The sequence below is a fragment of the Clostridium sp. NSJ-145 genome (assembly GCF_021044725.1).
Taxonomy (GTDB): Bacteria; Bacillota; Clostridia; order Clostridiales; family Clostridiaceae; genus Clostridium; species Clostridium disporicum_B.
This window is the reverse complement of record NZ_JAJNOS010000010.1, coordinates 82255-99111: the sequence shown is the minus strand read 5'-3', so window position 1 is coordinate 99111 and position 16857 is coordinate 82255. Positions and strand designations below refer to the sequence as shown.

Annotated in this window: 15 protein-coding genes; 4 read left to right on the top strand and 11 right to left on the bottom strand. The window is 29.0% G+C overall.

Going from position 1 to position 16857, the window contains the following annotated elements; genetic code table 11:
* Positions 1 to 112 precede the first annotated feature (112 nt).
* On the bottom strand, positions 113 to 220 hold the full coding sequence (locus LQE93_RS10400; protein ID WP_423230667.1) for a clostri-philic family protein: 108 nt from the start codon (positions 218 to 220) through the stop codon (positions 113 to 115).
* 230 nt (positions 221 to 450) lie between these two features.
* Here LQE93_RS10400 and LQE93_RS10395 point away from each other — a divergent pair, with 230 nt between their 5' ends.
* On the top strand, positions 451 to 1770 hold the full coding sequence (locus LQE93_RS10395) for an MATE family efflux transporter (RefSeq protein WP_231073495.1): 1320 nt from the start codon (positions 451 to 453) through the stop codon (positions 1768 to 1770).
* A 54-nt stretch (positions 1771 to 1824) separates the two neighbouring features.
* On the opposite strand, the gene LQE93_RS10390 is transcribed toward LQE93_RS10395, so the two are convergent.
* Entirely contained in the window at positions 1825 to 2241 is a 417-nt protein-coding gene (locus tag LQE93_RS10390) for a DUF3785 family protein (RefSeq protein ID WP_186838350.1), read from the bottom strand.
* Between the two features lie 197 nt (positions 2242 to 2438).
* On the opposite strand from LQE93_RS10390, the gene LQE93_RS10385 reads away from it, so the two are divergent.
* Together LQE93_RS10385 and LQE93_RS10380 are read left to right on the top strand one after the other, a co-directional pair.
* A complete protein-coding gene (locus LQE93_RS10385) occupies positions 2439 to 3068 on the top strand; it encodes a hypothetical protein (protein ID WP_055266498.1) in 630 nt (209 codons plus the stop codon).
* Between the two features lie 264 nt (positions 3069 to 3332).
* Positions 3333 to 3836, top strand: a complete 504-nt coding sequence (locus LQE93_RS10380) for a ferritin-like domain-containing protein (RefSeq protein ID WP_231073492.1) — start codon at positions 3333 to 3335, stop codon at positions 3834 to 3836.
* A 63-nt stretch (positions 3837 to 3899) separates the two neighbouring features.
* On the opposite strand, the gene LQE93_RS10375 is transcribed toward LQE93_RS10380, so the two are convergent.
* From LQE93_RS10375 to asnB, 9 genes are all read right to left on the bottom strand, one after another.
* Positions 3900 to 4667, bottom strand: coding sequence for an N-acetylmuramoyl-L-alanine amidase family protein (locus LQE93_RS10375; protein ID WP_231073491.1), 768 nt, complete (start codon positions 4665 to 4667; stop codon positions 3900 to 3902).
* 157 nt (positions 4668 to 4824) lie between these two features.
* Positions 4825 to 5514, bottom strand: a complete 690-nt coding sequence (locus LQE93_RS10370; protein ID WP_231073489.1) for an ABC transporter ATP-binding protein — start codon at positions 5512 to 5514, stop codon at positions 4825 to 4827.
* A 14-nt stretch (positions 5515 to 5528) separates the two neighbouring features.
* Complete coding sequence (locus LQE93_RS10365; protein WP_231073487.1) at positions 5529 to 7013, bottom strand: ABC transporter permease; 1485 nt, start codon at positions 7011 to 7013, stop codon at positions 5529 to 5531.
* 164 nt (positions 7014 to 7177) lie between these two features.
* Positions 7178 to 8125 carry an ABC transporter permease gene (locus LQE93_RS10360; RefSeq protein WP_055266488.1) on the bottom strand — a complete coding sequence of 316 codons (948 nt, stop codon included), beginning with the start codon at positions 8123 to 8125 and terminating at the stop codon, positions 7178 to 7180.
* Positions 8125 to 9213 (bottom strand): ABC transporter permease, encoded by a 1089-nt coding sequence (locus LQE93_RS10355; protein WP_231073486.1) that lies wholly within the window; start codon positions 9211 to 9213, stop codon positions 8125 to 8127. Before LQE93_RS10355 ends, LQE93_RS10360 begins: the two co-directional genes overlap by 1 nt.
* A complete protein-coding gene (locus LQE93_RS10350) occupies positions 9213 to 10733 on the bottom strand; it encodes an ABC transporter ATP-binding protein (RefSeq protein WP_055266484.1) in 1521 nt (506 codons plus the stop codon). The genes LQE93_RS10355 and LQE93_RS10350 overlap by 1 nt, the downstream gene beginning before the upstream one ends.
* A 704-nt stretch (positions 10734 to 11437) precedes the next feature.
* Complete coding sequence (locus tag LQE93_RS10345; RefSeq protein ID WP_055266482.1) at positions 11438 to 12532, bottom strand: BMP family lipoprotein; 1095 nt, start codon at positions 12530 to 12532, stop codon at positions 11438 to 11440.
* 358 nt (positions 12533 to 12890) lie between these two features.
* Positions 12891 to 13574: a DUF554 domain-containing protein gene (locus tag LQE93_RS10340; RefSeq protein WP_055266480.1), complete on the bottom strand. Its 684-nt coding sequence runs from the start codon at positions 13572 to 13574 to the stop codon at positions 12891 to 12893.
* Between the two features lie 254 nt (positions 13575 to 13828).
* On the bottom strand, positions 13829 to 15670 hold the full coding sequence (asnB, locus tag LQE93_RS10335; RefSeq protein ID WP_231073484.1) for an asparagine synthase (glutamine-hydrolyzing): 1842 nt from the start codon (positions 15668 to 15670) through the stop codon (positions 13829 to 13831).
* A gap of 151 nt (positions 15671 to 15821) precedes the next feature.
* On the opposite strand from asnB, the gene zupT reads away from it, so the two are divergent.
* Positions 15822 to 16601, top strand: a complete 780-nt coding sequence (gene zupT, locus LQE93_RS10330) for a zinc transporter ZupT (protein WP_055266476.1) — start codon at positions 15822 to 15824, stop codon at positions 16599 to 16601.
* Positions 16602 to 16857: the final 256 nt, after the last annotated feature.

Below are 16857 nucleotides of genomic sequence, written 5' to 3'. Positions count from 1 at the left end.
AATTAATATGTAAATTTTGTATAAAATAATTAAACGAGGCCAAATGATTTTAATCTAGTAATTAATACATAGATATATCAATTTATAGCCTCGTTTTATTATTTACACATATTTAATCTAAAGGTTCTCCATCAAAGCTCTTATATGCAGGAGAATTTTTATCATTTCCTACATTATCTTGATCTTGATGTAGCTTTTGTCTTCTAGCTCCTTTTTGCATAGGATTACTTGTATTTGAGTTCTTATCCCAACGGTCTTTTTTCATATTTCACACTCCCTTCAATCTATATCTTTTGTCTTATTGTTTATATTAATTCATTTTTTTATAACTTTGACCATTAGCAAATTATAAGTTATCATTAACTGAAAGTCCAAACTTCAATTTAGTAACTTAAAGTTACTAATTCAACACTAGAAGAAATAGTTTCCGTTTAATTTAGGAGTGATAGAATGACTGATAATAAAACTTTAAGAAAAAGCTTTTTTAGAAATCTTATTCCATCAGTAACTGCTATGTGGGTCTATTCGATTTATACAATAATTGATGGAATATTTGTTGGAAAAGGAGTTGGTTCTACTGCACTAGCATCAGTAAATATAGCTATGCCATTTGTAAATTTAATTTTTGCATCTTCTATATTTTTCGCTACAGGAACTTCCACTCTAATCTCAATAAGACTAGGACAAGATAAAAAAGATGAAGCAAACAATATTTTTTCTTTTAATGTAGCTATAATGATTATATTTTCAATAATTTTATTAGCATTTAGTTTAATATTTATAAATAAAATATCAATTTTTCTAGGGGCTACTGAAAGTACTTTTAAAATGGTAAAAGACTATTTAAGTATAATAATACTTTTTAATGGATTCTTTATAGTTTCTTACTGTTTAGAAGTATTAACTAAAGCTGATGGTTTTCCTAACCTTGCAATAATAGGAGTTTCTATATCAGCAATTACCAATATTATATTAGATTACTTATTTGTGATAAAGTTTGGATTTGGAGTGAAAGGAGCTGCTATAGCTACTGGAATATCTCAAGTTGCATCTTGTTTATTTTTTACATTGCACTTTTTAAAGCCAGTATCAACTTTAAAATTTGTTAAATTCAAACCTTCTTTTAATATATTTAAAAGAATTATAAGTATAGGTTTTCCTGATGGAATAACAGAATTAACTTCTGGAATAGTTATTCTTATATTTAACCAAAGCATTTTAAAATTTATAGGTGAAAATGGATTAGTTACATATAGTGTAATATGTTATGTGTCTACATTAGTTCTTATGACTATGATAGGAATTACTCAAGGTGCTCAACCTTTATGTAGTTTTTACTATGGTTCAGAAGATGTTAAATCACTAAAATATTTATTTAGTATTACTTTAAAAACTATAGCTATAGTATCAGTTGGAATATTTATTATATGTATTTTATTTGCACCATCTATAATTAATGTATTTATAGCATCAAATGATAGTGCTCTAATAAATCAATCTATAATTATATTTAGAATATATTCATTATCATTTTTATTAGTTGGCTTTAATATATTATCATCTGGTTTTTGTTCTTCTATAGAATCACCAATCCTAGCCACACTAATCTCTATATCTAGAGGACTAGTTATAATAATAATTACACTAATTATTACAATAATTCTATACGGAGGAAATGGAATATGGATAGCAACAATATTATCTGAAGCTATTTGTTTATTAATCTCAGTATGGTCTATTAAAATAAGTTTTAAAAATTTACTTAGCTAAAAAATTTAATGACTACCTATAATTTAGGTAGTCATTATTTATTAATATACTATATTAAAGTTCAAACTCTTCTATCTCTATTGAATATTCTCCACAATGCTTACATACGTTAATAGTTACTAAATAACTGTTATCAACTTTACCAAGTGCATATAACTTATCATATGTTGAGCCTTCATATTGTGGTTCTATATTGCTTACAACGTATTTTCCATTCTTTGTGAAAATATAAAAATTATATCCTAAGAAATCAAAGAATTTCTTCTTTTCTTCAACTCCTGTTTGACAATTCTCACAAGCTAAATTAAAGTATGCTTTAGAAAAGTCTACCTTATCACTATTATTTAATATTTCTATAATCTTTTTTTCATCTACATCATTAATAGGATTTTCTTCATCATTAAAAAAACAATATAGATTTTCTTCATTTAATATATATTCTTTTTCATCAAATTTAAATGTGTATTCCATAATATGTACCTTACTTTCTTATTTAATTTATACTATTTTATCATAAATAACTTATAAAGTTAAATGTTACTATTATTTTTTCCATTAATACTTTATTATTGTTATATTTACTTTTCATTAAAATTATTCATTTTTTATTAACATTACTGGTAATTTGGTGTAAAATATGAATATATAAAACGGGGGAGGGAATTAAATTGATTAATAACGATATTTACATAATTTTTTCAAAAACTGGAACTCTATTTTCTAACGTTATTTCATTCTTTACAAAAAAAGAATTTGCACATATATCTATCTCATTTGATCCGACATTTCAAACAATGTATTCATTTGGACGTATAAATCCAGCATATGTACTTCCAGCTGGATTCGTAGAAGAAAATCTTTACTCAGGAGTATTTTCAATGTTTCCTGAAAGTAAATGCCTAATATATAAGGTTTCTGTTACTTCTGAACAATATACTTCATTAAAAAATCATATCGATAAATTTTTAATGGATAAGTCAAAATACAAATATAGCGTACTAGGGACCGCTACTCTTTTATTTAATAAACCAATTAAAAGAGAAAATTATTATTTCTGTTCACAATTTGTCGCTGAAGCTTTAATAGAATCTGGAATCTACAAAACAGACAAGCTCCCAGAGCTTATTAGACCTATGGATTTATTAGACCTAGAAAACAAAACATTATTATATAAGGGTAAAATCAACAAATATCCTTTATATAATCTTTATTCCACTGATGAATCCTACAGCATTTTTGATGCACCATATTCCTTAGCTTTATCAGCTTATGGAAAAATCAGAAATAGATTTATTTAGAAAGAAATTGTTCGCAAAGCTAGCAGGTGAAAAGTCGACTTCGTCGAAGTGAAAAGGCTACTAACGTAGCGGGGAAAAGTTAACTTAAGTTAAAATGAAAGGCACTAATGTAGACACTTTTCACTATTACCAAAGGTAATATTTTCTCTGTCACGTTAGTGACCCTTTCTCTTTTGACGCAGTCAAACTTTTCACCAAAGTGCTTCTCACTTTATTTACTCTTCTTCATACTATATTATTAAAATAATTTATGGAGAAAATTTTATGGAATACTATGTTAATATACCTTATCCGCCAATAGAGGTAAACGAAAAAAATCCTATCTACGCAAACTTAATCTTATTGAACTATGCTGGTTCTGTATCAGAGCTCTCAGCTGTTACCCAATATGTGTACCACGAAATAGCATTTAGTGATAATAAATATCCAGATATTTCAGAAACTATTAAGGGAATATCAATAGTTGAAATGCATCATCTTCAAATACTTGGTGAGCTAATCGTAAAGCTTGGAAAAGATCCTGGCTATTGGATATATAAACATAAAAAAACTAATCTTTGGACTCCTGAATTTTTATCATTTAATACAGATTTAAAAAAAGCTTTAACTATCGATATAATAGACGAAAAAGAAGCTATTGCTCAATATAAAAGAACTGCAAAACAAATAGATGATACTCATATAGTTGATATAATAAATAGAATCATCTTAGACGAGGAGTATCATATAAAACTATTTACTGAATTATATGATAAATATGTTTTGTAAAAAGTAGATTTAATGAAATGCATGTAAAAAATCGCCAACTGCTTAATTGCCTTGGCGATTTTTTTACTCAATTAAATCTTTATAGCTTAAAATTGCATTACATATTGCTTCCGCTATATTTTTTTGCCAAATTTTCGAAGTTAAAATATTTTCATCTGACCAATTACTTAAAAATCCTAATTCAATAAGAGCTGATGGTGCATCATTATTATTTAGAACTGCTAAAGGCGCATCATCACTATAAAATTTTATTCCTCTATCATTTGTATACTCTAAGCTACTCAACTCGTCTTGTATCAATGATGCTAAAGCTTTACTCTCCTTACTTTTAGGATTATACCATGTCTCTACTCCTTTATACTCTGAAGAATCATATGCACTATTACAATGAATTGATATAAATAAGTCCGCATTATTATCTTTGCTTATACGAACTCTTTCATATAAATTTTCTATAGAATCATCGGACCAATTTAATGTATCATTATTTCTCGTGTATACAACATTTAGCCCACTATTTTCTAATAGTTCTCCAACTATAAGTGCTATATCTAGTACAATATCTTTCTCATATGAACCATTTACACCAATAGCACCAACATCCCAATCGCCATGACCTGGATCAATACAAACTGTAAAAACATCAGTATCTTCTAATAGATTAATATCACTTGAAACCATTCTTGCATCTGGTGACTTAATCAACCCACTACAAATATTAACAATTTTAATCAACGATATTAAGCTAAAAATTAGAAATAAATTAATTATAAAAATTCTTCTATATCTTCTTTTTTTTCTTCTATACACCCTTCTTCTTCTGCTACTCATCTATAAAACTTCTGTCCTTTCTAGTTCTTTCTTTAGAAATATAATAACAAGTTTATATGGTAACTCTGTGTGTCTAATGTGAACATTAAATGTATTTTTACAAGAAAAATGGTTGAATTTTTATATATTTTAAAATTCAACCATTTCTCTATATTTTCTATTTAATTTTTATTATCCCTTTATTTTTTACAGCATAAATTTCATCCGTTTCTTTAGCAACATCCTTATCATGAGTAACCATAATAACGGTTTTACCATCCTTATAAACTATATCCTTAAATAATTTAATTATTTCTACTGTCGTTTCATCATCTAAGTTTCCAGTTGGTTCATCGGCTATTATAATATCATTATCACAGCATAAGGCTCTTGCTATAGCAATTCTTTGCTGTTGTCCGCCACTTAACGTTAATACCTTTTGATTTGCTTGTTCCTCTGTCAATCCAACACGTTTAATCATATCCAAAGCAAATTTCTTATTATCGTCCTTTTTAATTTTTTTTATTGACATAGCTGAAGTTATATTTTGAAGCGCTGTCATGTAATTCATTAAATTATATCCTTGAAATATAATAGAAACATGTTTATTTCTGTAATTATCTAACCCAATATTTTTTATGTTATTATCACCTAAAAATATATCTCCCTCTTTTACTTGGTCTAATCCAGCAATTAATGATAATAATGTAGTTTTTCCACTTCCTGATGATCCAACTATAGAATAAAATTTCCCTTTCTCAAATTCCATATCTATATTATTTAATATCTTTTTATTATTGTCGTACCAATATCCTAACCCTTTAGTTTTTAATAAAACATCATTTTTTCTTTCAACTCTTTCTTCCATATTTAACTCCTCCATTAATTATGTTTACTTAGAATTTGTTTTGGATTATATCTCATTATCATCAATGATGGTAGGATAGTAGCAATTATCGCTATTAATATCGAAATACCAGACATCTTTCCTATGTCTAAAAGACTTATATTAACATTTAATTCTTCAATTTTATCTACAGTTGTACTAGAGCTATTCATCCCTATCATAGGTTTATTTCCTTTGGTAGGTCTATCACTAGTAACCAAATTACTCACTTCTGTTTGCTCAGTTTTCAATTCATTTGCTAATAATATATCACTCATTTTATTACTTATTGTATTACCTGCTGCTACTGAAATTACTATTGCAAGAAGTAGAACCGTTAGCACTTCAACAGTAAATTGTCCTATTATTTTAAACTTCTTTTCCCCTAATGACATAAGAATTCCAACTTCATGAATTCTATCTTTTATCGATAACATTATAATTAATGCTAAAATTGCTCCACCAAATACTGCTACTATTAAAATAGTTATTTTAGAAAATGATGCAACATTTTCAATAGGTTCTATCATTGCTTCATACTCTCTATTTCCTGCATCAAGTATAAATGTATCAAAATCAATTGATGTGCTATCTCCATATTCTAAAAAACTATCTACATTAGCTGGATCATCTAAGTAAAATGTAATTGAATCAACACCTGAATTTTCTGCTTTTCCATTTAATAGATTAACTAATGTATAAGATGAATATATATTGTTATAAGGTAACATTGCAGTATTTCTTAATCCATTATCATCAATAGATGTGTATGTTTTATATATTCCAATAACTGTAACTCCAATTAAATTCTCACCTGATATATTTGTGATATTAAATTCACTTCCAATTTCTAAATTATTTGCAATAGCAAAATTTTCTTCAATCATTATATTATTAGTACCTAAATCATCTTCAGTAAGTTCTCTACCTTCTAATAGCTCCGCTTCACCATTAACATAAGCTGATGTTGTCTTAAAATCATTTATTCCAGTGAATGTGATATCTCCCATACTACCTTTCATATTCATTCCACCACCAAATCCTTGTTTTGATGATGTTTCCTCTATTGTTTCTTCTTCACTAGCTCCTACTGCTAGTAATTCATGTAAGTTAGCTTGGATACTATTTGTAGCTAAATATGCAACAACACTTTCATTGCTACTTAGCTCATCAATATATTCTAAAGGAACTTGTACTCTAGTTATATTAAATCTTCCTGCCCCTCCCCCTTGTTTCTCTCCTTCTGCACTATTAGCAGCCATATTCTCTCTTTGCTCTTGCATTAATTTTTCTACATTCTGTGATAAAGTTACATTTGCTCCTAACTTTTGCCTTGCTAATACAGCTGCTGCATCAGTAGCTGATTGAATTCCAAAAGATGATAATACAACTGCTGATATAACGAACATGATACTTAATAAAATCAATGTTCTTCCTAATTTTTCTTTTAAAGTTATAATTGCTCTAAATATAAAGTCCATTTATTTCAGTCCCTTCATTAAATTTCATATTTATAATACTTATAACTAATGACAATAATATGTAAATAAAATGAAAAAACTCTGTATTTTTCATTCTAAAAATGATTAAAAATTCATATAAAAATAAGCCGTGCAAAATTTTGCACGGCTTATTTTTACTATTATTATCTCTTTCCTGCATCAAATGTTTCACCAGCTGCTTTTGGTGCTTGTGATGATTTAGAGAATATTATTAACGCTATTAAAGTAACCACATATGGGAATACCTTTAATGCAACCTGTGGAATGCTACTTAGTTCAGGTATAGCTTGAGATACATTCGCAAGGGTAGTTGCAAATCCGAAGAATAATGTAGCTCCTAAAATACCTAATGGCTTCCATTGTCCGAATATTAATGCTGCTATTGCTAAGAATCCTAATCCAGCTACGTTACCATTAAACTCTCCTGAGTAAGTTACAAGTATTATAGCTCCACCTAAGGCTGCAAAAGCTCCTGAAATCATAACTCCTATATATCTCATCTTATATACATTAACACCTGCTGCTGCAGCTGCTTGAGGATGCTCCCCACAAGCTCTTAATCTTAAACCAAAGCTTGTCTTGTATAGTAAAAATGTAAATATAGCTAATATTAATAACACTAACCATGTAGTTATATATGATCTTGTAAATAATAACGGTCCTATTACAGGTATATCTGAAAGTACAGGTATATCTTTTGGAATAAATCCTAATGTTACTCTTATATTACCACTTCCAGTAAGGTTTCTTGCTAAGAAAACTGTTAATGCACCAGCTATCATATTAATAGCTGTACCACTAATAACTTGGTTTGCACTTAAATTAATACTTGCAAAAGCATGTAGTAACGAGAATAACATCCCAACTAAAGCTGCTACTAATAATCCAATCCATAATGCTCCTGGAACACCAGCTGCTTGTAGTTTTGAAATGGTGAAAGCTCCTGCAAATGATCCTACAACCATAAGCCCTTCAATACCGATATTTACAATACCACTTCTTTCACAATAAAGAGCACCTAGAGCTGCTATTAATAGTGGAATTGTATAAGCTATTGCATATGGAAATATCTGCTGAATTATTGTCCACATTATTTCTCCACCGCCCTTTCTGATGAATTAGCCTTATTTTCTAGTCTATCTTTTTTAACATTCTTAAACTTCTTAATAACTTTATCCATAACTACGCTTGTAGCTGCAAAGTATATTATTGTAGCTATTATAGTATCTGCAAGTTCTGGTGGTATTTTTACAGCTGCATTCATAAATCCTTTTCCTACATATAGTATTCCAAAGAATAACGCTGAGAAAAGAACTCCTATTGGAGTATTAGCCCCTAATAATGATACTGCGATACCATCAAATCCTTGAGAAGGCATTACACCTATTTGCATAACTGTTGCATTACCCATATACTGAATTACACCTGCAAGACCAGATAAAGCACCTGCAATCATCATAGAAATAACTATATTTCTATTAACAGGCATACCTGCATATTCAGCACCGAATCTATTAAATCCAACTGCTTTTAATTCATATCCTAAAACTGTTTTATTTAATATAAACCAAACTACAAATACTGCAACTAATGCTAGTATAATACCTAAGTTAATATATGAACCTCCGAAAAGATCACTTAACCACTTTACTCTTAATGTTGCCGTTTCTGGTAACATCCTAGATTCTGTTTCCAAATACTCACCTTTAAAATATTTTGGAACTGTATAATATATTGTCCAGTAAGCAATCCAGTTCATCATTATTGACGAAACAACTTCATGAACATTAAATAGTGCTTTTAGTAACCCTGGAACTATTGCCCATAAAGCTCCCCCTAAAATACCAGCTAAAACCATCAATGGTACTATAACAACAGTTGGTAAATCAAAGCTTAAACCTACTGCTATTGTACAAAATCCTCCAAATAACATTTGCCCAGGAGTACCAATATTAAATAACCCTGTTCTAAATGCAAAGGCAACTGAAAGACCTGTAAGTATTAATGGAGTTGCTGTAGCTATCGTATTACCAATTCTTTCAATATTCATCAATCCACCTTTGAATAGGAATTGATAACCTTTGATTGGTTCAAACCCCATAGCTAACATTAAAAGAGCACCAGCTAAAAGACCTAATACTATAGCTAATATAGACTTTAATCCTCTGTTCTTTTCCATTACTTGTCACCTCTCTTTATACCAGCCATCATTAAACCAACTTCATTTTCATCTGTTTCTGAAGCATTTACTATACCTATTAATTCACCATTATTTATAACAGCAATTCTATCTGATACATTTAAAACTTCATCTAATTCTAGTGATACAAGTAATACGGCCTTACCAGCATCTCTTTGTTCTACCAATCTCTTATGAATATACTCTATAGAACCAACATCTAATCCTCTTGTAGGTTGTACAGCGATTAATAAATCCGGATTTGATTCTATTTCACGTCCTATTATAGCTTTTTGTTGGTTTCCTCCTGAAAGACCTCTAGCTATAGATTGTCCACCTTCACCTGATCTTACGTCAAAAGTTTCTATAATATGATTTGCATACTCTCTTATCTTAGCTCTGTTAATTAACCCATTCTTTGAGAAAGGTCTCTTTTTATAAGCTTTTAAAACCATATTATCTTCTATAGTATAATCTAGAATTAATCCTCTTTTATGTCTATCTTCTGGAATATGTGCTATACCGTTATCAATTCTTGCACGAATAGAGCTTTTAGTTATATCCATATTTTTGTACGTTATAACACCTGATTCTATATGTCTCATTCCAGTTAATGCCTCAACCAGTTCAGTTTGTCCATTACCTTCAACACCAGCTATCCCAAGAATTTCACCTTTTCTTAATTCTATAGAAAAATCCTTTAATCCTAGTACTTTTTTATTATTTTTAACTGATAGCTTGTCTATCTTAAGAACTACTTCTCCAGGATTAGCTTCTTTTTTATCAACCTTAAATGATACTTCTCTACCAACCATCATTTTAGCCATTTCAGCTTCATCTGTATCTTTTACATCAACAGTTCCTATGTATTTACCTCTTCTTATAACCGTACAACGGTCTGCAGCTTCTTTAATTTCTTTTAACTTATGTGTAATTAATATAACTGACTTTCCTTCTTTAATAAGATTTTTCATTATATCTATTAACTCTATTATTTCTTGTGGAGTTAATACTGCTGTAGGTTCGTCAAATATTAAAACTTCAGCATCTCTGTATAGCATCTTTAATATCTCAACACGTTGTTGCATACCAACAGAAATATCTTCTATCTTTGCATATGGGTCAACATTTAATCCATATTGTTTAGAAAGTTGCTCTATCTTTTTCGCTGCATTTTTTATGTCTACTGTCATATATTTTTTAGGCTCATAACCTAAAATAATATTTTCTGTAACAGTAAAGTTCTCAACTAATTTAAAATGTTGATGAACCATTCCTATTCCCAAATCATTTGCTACGTTTGGATTAGAAATCTTAACTTCTTTTCCTCTTATCTTTATCGTCCCTTTTTCTGGTTGATACATACCAAAAAGCATTCCCATTAAAGTAGATTTACCAGCACCATTCTCTCCTAAAAGAGCATGAATTTCACCCTTCTTTAACTGAAGTGTGATATTATCGTTCGCCACAATCCCTGGAAACTCTTTTCGAATATTCAGCATCTCTACTACATATTCCATCGGATCTCCTCCTATTTTTTTACTTATTGAAAGCTCTGTCTCAATTTTAATTATACAATATTTAATATCATTGTTAAACAATTCCATAAAGTATTTAAAAATAAATACCGAACTTTTTTTGAATCTAAAATCAACATTCAGAACTAATATACTTTTACTTTTAAACTCTATTTTATCACTCTACAGTGATACACAAATTATATTAAAATTATATATCATATCTTTCGTATTTTCAACAATTTTCGTCATATTTTGAATTGCAATATTATGTAATATAATTCCATTTATAACCTCTATCTTATTAAATCACTCTCAAAAGTTTATTATTATATTCCTCAACTTTTCGCCAGATTCCAATGTATACTTTTTCATTTGAAACATTTATATTACTTTCTTTAATTTCATAAAAAACTTTAACCACTTTATTTAATGATTTCTTTATTGAATTTATTACTACTTAAATTAACACTATTCATTCCAACTACTATTAACTTTATTTCAATTATATTTTACATCACTTACGCATTCAATTTAGTATATTCTTTTTGTTTTTAAGTATATATATTCATAAATAATAGTATATGCTTAATTCATAGTTTTAAAGAACAATCTACTTTTTTCTAAACGGAATCCTCTTTATTTTTGCATTTTACTTGAAAATAAAAAAATAGATGAGCTTAAGCTCACCTATTTCTACAAGAAAATTATTTTATTAAGTCCCCTTGTTCTCCTGAAACCACAATTTCTCCAGATTTGATCTTTTCAAATACTTCTGCAACTTTATCAGTAGTTTCTTTGCTTAAGTTTGGATTCTCAGCAGGAATACCAACACCGTCATTCTTAGCATCAAATGTTAATTGTTCTCCACCTGGGAATTCACCATCTAATTCAGCTTTAATAACATCAAATGTAGCTGTATCTATCTTCTTCATAGCAGAAGTTAAAACAACTGATTTGTTATTTGCTTCATCATATATACCATCAGCATATTGGTCAACGTCAACACCTACAACCCAAACTTCATTTCCATTAGAAACTCTTTCTTTAGCTTCGTTTATAGCACCTAGTCCAGTTCCACCAGCAGCACAGAATATAGCTTTAACTCCTCTATCGTACATAGTAGCAGCTAATTGCTTACCTGCTGGGATATCAGCAAAACTGTTTGCATATTTAACATTTTCTTCTTTTATTGACATCTTAGTTCCTAAGTTTTCGTTAGCATAAGCTACACCTTGTTGGAATCCCCAGTTAAATCTTTGAACTGCAGGAATTTCTAATCCACCAATGAATCCTAGTTCACCATCTTGTAATTCTAAAGCAGTTGCTACACCAGCTAAGAATCCAGATTCATGTTCAGCAAACATAATTGAAACTGTATTATCAGCTATAACATTGTTATAATCTCCTGAGTGTGGAGCTCCATCTAAAATTACAAATTTAGCATCTGAATATTTTGTTTGAGCTTGGAATACAGCTGTTTCAAATTTAAATCCAGGAGTTACTATAAATTTATATCCTGTATCATAAAGATTTTGAATTTCTTTTAAGTAATCAGCTTCTGTTTCTCCTGCTGGTTTTATATAGTTCTTGTCGATACCAAGTTCTGATTCTGCCTTTATTATACCTTCCCAAGTACCTTGGTTAAATGATTTATCATCAATTGTCCCTGAGTCAGTAACCATCCCGACTTTCATTGCATCTTCAGCAGGTGTTTGTCCCCCTTCTGATTTGCTTCCACATCCAACAAGACCAGTAAGCACAAGTGCAGAAAGTGCTAATGCGATTGCTCTTTTTTTCATTTTTAATTTCCCCCTCAAATAATATACTCTTTAATTTATATTGTATACGAATTATGAATTTATTATAAAACATATTATTCGTATTTTCAATACCATTTGTATCTTTTTTAATTTTTTTAGATATTTTTGTCGTAATTTACGAGTTAATAGAGAGATTTTATATTTGCACATTAATTCACTTTCAATTTTATACCATTATTTACTTTTTTTCAATACAACAACTAAATAGATACATTAATTTAATATTTTTTATTTAATTTGCACCATATAATACTTAAACAATTCACTTAACTACTCTACATCACTATAATTATATTTAATATTATCAAATATAATACTAATATCATTCTTCTAAAATCTACATAAAAACCCCTAATAAAACAGGTAAAATAACAGCTGGTAACATATTAGCTACCTTAATTTTAGTAATTCCTAAAATATTAAATCCCAGCCCTATTATCAGTAAACTACCCACTGCTGTCATATTATTAATAACTGACTCACTTAAAACATTAGCTAACATGCCTGCCCCCAAAGTTATTAATCCTTGATATATAAAAATTGTAACAGCTGAAAAAATAACTCCTATTCCTAATGTCGAAGTTAATATTATAGAAGTTACCCCATCTAATAAAGATTTTGCAAATAATGTATCATGATTTCCTCTTAATCCGCTTTCTAACGAGCCAACTATAGCCATAGCTCCAACACAAAATAAAAGACTTGCTGATACAAAGCCTTCTGCAATTGAAATATTGCTCTTACCAACTTTATTTACCTTTCTTTCTATTATCTCACCCAATCTACTTAACCATTTATCTATATCTATTAATTCTCCTATTAAGGCTCCGATAACAATACATATTATCATCAAAAGAGTATCTTCACCTTTTAATGCTCCTGATACACCAATATATAATACACATAATCCAAGTCCACTCATTATAGTATTACTTATATTTGTTTTTAATCTTCCCTTAATTATAAATCCAATTAAACAACCAATAACAACTGCTACACTATTAACTATCGTCCCTATCACTTACCTCAACTCCTATCTTTATTCTAACTCTAAATATTTCATATCACTTAAATATACATTTATTAACTATATTTTACCATTAAAACATATATCTGTATCAATTTTATAATTTTCTTAAATTAAATACTTTTATAGACATTTCAAACATATTCCTCTTATCTAATTAACTATTAACTAAAAAAGCTCACTTAATATGAACTGTTATTCTTAACAGTCCAATATAAAGTGAGCATATTAGCTTAACAAATTTAATCTTATAATATTAAATTAACATTATATTCTTTAAGCCATGCATTAACTTGTATTAAATAAGCTATTAATTGAGGTCCTGTCATTAATTGTCCATACCAAGGGGTCTTAAAAGATTCCCCTTTACTTTCAACAATTTCTTTAACCACATTTCTATCAATTACTTCTAATATCGGAGAAGTCTTATCATTTAAAATTTCATTCATCATACTACAAACTATTGAAGTATATATAGGATTATGAGTTTTAGGATAAGGACTCTTTTTTCTAAATAGTATTTCATCTGGTAAAATACCTACAAATGCTTTTCTTAATAGTCCTTTTTCCCTTCCATCTAACAGCTTAGTTTCAACTGGTAAATTAAATGCATAATCAACTATTCTATGATCAGCAAAAGGAACTCTTACTTCTAAGCTATTATACATAGTGGTTCTATCTTTTCTATTTAGTAAATTAACCATAAACCACTTTAAATTAAGATAGAATATCTCTCTCATTCTATAAGTTTTTGCATCTTCTCCATCTATATGAGGAACATCTTTTAATGTTTTTTCATATTGATCATTTGTAAAGCCTTCAATATCTAAATTCTTTAAATTAGAATTTAAAATTTCTCTTCTACTACTTACACTTCTTGACCAAGGAAATGTCTTTGCATTTATCATTTCTTCATTGGTAAACCAAGGATAACCTGCAAATATTTCATCTGCACATTCTCCTGATAATCCAACTACAAAATCTTTTCGTATCTCTCTTGTAAATAGTAATAAAGATGAATCTATATCAGCCATACCTGGCAAATCTCTAGCTAAAGTAGATTCTATAAGTGCTTCTGCTAAATCTTTTTGACTTAAAACTACTGTCTTATGATTACTTCCTATAAATTCAGCCATTCTTTCTGCCCAATATTGATCAGATGTTGGTTGAAATAGTGATGATTTAAAATATTTATCATTATCTTCATAGTCAATAGAATAAGTTGTTAAAGTCTTTCCTCTCTCTTTAAACTCCTTTGCTGCTACTGCTGATATTATTGAAGAGTCTAAACCACCTGAAAGAAATGTACATATAGGTACATCTCCAACTAATTGTCTCTTAATCGCATCTATTAATAGTTCTCTAACATGTTCTATAGATTCATCTGTAGTTTCATCCAATTCTCTAGCAGTAACCTTCCAGTATTCCCATATACGTTCACCATCTTTATTGATAACCATACAATTAGCTGGTGCTATTTCATTTACCCCTTTATAAATACCACTTCCAAGAGGACGAGCTGGTCCTACTGCAAACACTTCGGTTAATCCCTCTCTATCCACTTCTGCTTTTACATAAGGATGTGCCAATATAGTCTTTAGCTCTGATCCAAAAATTATAGAGTTACCTCTCTTAGCATAAAATAAAGGCTTTACTCCCATATGATCTCTTGCTAAAAAAACTTGTTCTTTCTTCTTATCATAGATAGCGAAAGCAAATATACCATTTAATCTATTTATTACTTCAAGTCCCCAGCAAATATAAGATGTTAATAAAACTTCAGTATCTGAATATGACTCAAAATTAAATCCTTTATTTATTAACTCTTTTCTTAAGTCTTCAGTGTTATATAATTCTCCATTATAAACTATAGTATATTCATTGCCATCAACAATCTTAGTCATAGGTTGTCTTCCACCTTCTGGGTCAACTACAACTAATCTTCTGTGTCCTAATAAAACATTAGTACTTACATATACTCCTTCATCATCTGGTCCTCTTCTCTCTAAAGTCTTTACCATCTTATCTACGATGCTTCTTTTATCTCTTAAATCGTTATTAAAGTCTATCCATCCTGCAATACCACACATAATTTTCACCTCTCATTAAATCCATATAATAGAATATGACGAATATTTAATTAGAGTGTAAAAATATATAAAAATATAGTTTATATATTATAAATAAACTTATTAATTCAATCATATTATAGTTATGTAATAATGATAAAAGGAGCTCTGTATGATTGATAAAAATTCTCTATTTCCATTAATACTTTCATCTATAGCCGGACTTTCAACAGTGATTGGGGCAGTTTTAGTATTTTTCACAAAAACAAAAAACAATAGATTTCTTACATTTTCTCTTGGATTTTCTGCTGGAGTTATGATAACAGTATCTTTTACAGACCTTTTCCCAGCAGCACAAGAAGCTATAAGCAAATATCACGGAAAAGCAAACGGAATACTTTGGTCAATATTATTTATGCTTATCGGTGCTTTAATGGCATTTTTAATTGATAGCTTTATACCAGACGAAGAAAAATCTCAAGTTCCAAAGGATGATAAAAATTTTGGCCTTTTCAGAGTTGGTTTAGTATCTACAATAGCTTTAATGATACATAATTTCCCTGAAGGTATTGCTACATTTGTTTCTGGTTACCAAGATGCAGCTTTAGGAATTTCCGTAACTTTAGCTATAGCACTTCACAACATCCCAGAAGGTATTGCAATAGCTATGCCAATATATTTTGCAACTAAAAGTAGAGCTAAAGCATTAAAATACTCCTTTCTTTCAGGAATGGCTGAACCCCTTGGAGCATTTATATCATTCTTATTTTTAAAACCATTTATTAATGACTTAGTACTAGGAATAGTATTCGCTGTAGTTTCCGGTATTATGATGTATATTTCATTTTCTGAACTTATTCCATCATCAAGAGAATACGGTCATATAAAACTTTCATTAGCATCAATATTTTTAGGCGTAGCTATAATGCCTATAACACATTTATTATTATAAATTTAATTTTTTATATGAAACTTCTGTGAATTTAATAATTCTTAACATTTTTATCTGTATTTTATTAATACTTTTGGATTATTATATTAATATAGAAATTAAATTTTGTTAAGTGGAGGTTTTTATTATGAGTATTTTATTGACAATTACTCTTGGTGGAGTTATCTACACACTAGTAGAAATGACTTATAATTGCCTTAATAATATAACAATTCCATAATAAAAAGGTTGTATTGCTACAACCTTTTTATTATGG

Coding starts and splice junctions, on each gene's coding strand:
- zupT (WP_055266476.1), top strand. CDS start 15,822: ATGATTGATAAAAATTCTCTATTTCCATTAATACTTTCATCTATAGCC.
- LQE93_RS10350 (WP_055266484.1), bottom strand. CDS start 10,733: ATGGAATATGTAGTAGAGATGCTGAATATTCGAAAAGAGTTTCCAGGG.
- LQE93_RS10375 (WP_231073491.1), bottom strand. CDS start 4,667: ATGAGTAGCAGAAGAAGAAGGGTGTATAGAAGAAAAAAAAGAAGATAT.
- LQE93_RS10365 (WP_231073487.1), bottom strand. CDS start 7,013: ATGGACTTTATATTTAGAGCAATTATAACTTTAAAAGAAAAATTAGGA.
- LQE93_RS10395 (WP_231073495.1), top strand. CDS start 451: ATGACTGATAATAAAACTTTAAGAAAAAGCTTTTTTAGAAATCTTATT.
- asnB (WP_231073484.1), bottom strand. CDS start 15,670: ATGTGTGGTATTGCAGGATGGATAGACTTTAATAACGATTTAAGAGAT.
- LQE93_RS10400 (WP_423230667.1), bottom strand. CDS start 220: ATGCAAAAAGGAGCTAGAAGACAAAAGCTACATCAAGATCAAGATAAT.
- LQE93_RS10345 (WP_055266482.1), bottom strand. CDS start 12,532: ATGAAAAAAAGAGCAATCGCATTAGCACTTTCTGCACTTGTGCTTACT.
- LQE93_RS10370 (WP_231073489.1), bottom strand. CDS start 5,514: ATGGAAGAAAGAGTTGAAAGAAAAAATGATGTTTTATTAAAAACTAAA.
- LQE93_RS10380 (WP_231073492.1), top strand. CDS start 3,333: ATGGAATACTATGTTAATATACCTTATCCGCCAATAGAGGTAAACGAA.
- LQE93_RS10390 (WP_186838350.1), bottom strand. CDS start 2,241: ATGGAATACACATTTAAATTTGATGAAAAAGAATATATATTAAATGAA.
- LQE93_RS10360 (WP_055266488.1), bottom strand. CDS start 8,125: ATGTGGACAATAATTCAGCAGATATTTCCATATGCAATAGCTTATACA.
- LQE93_RS10355 (WP_231073486.1), bottom strand. CDS start 9,213: ATGGAAAAGAACAGAGGATTAAAGTCTATATTAGCTATAGTATTAGGT.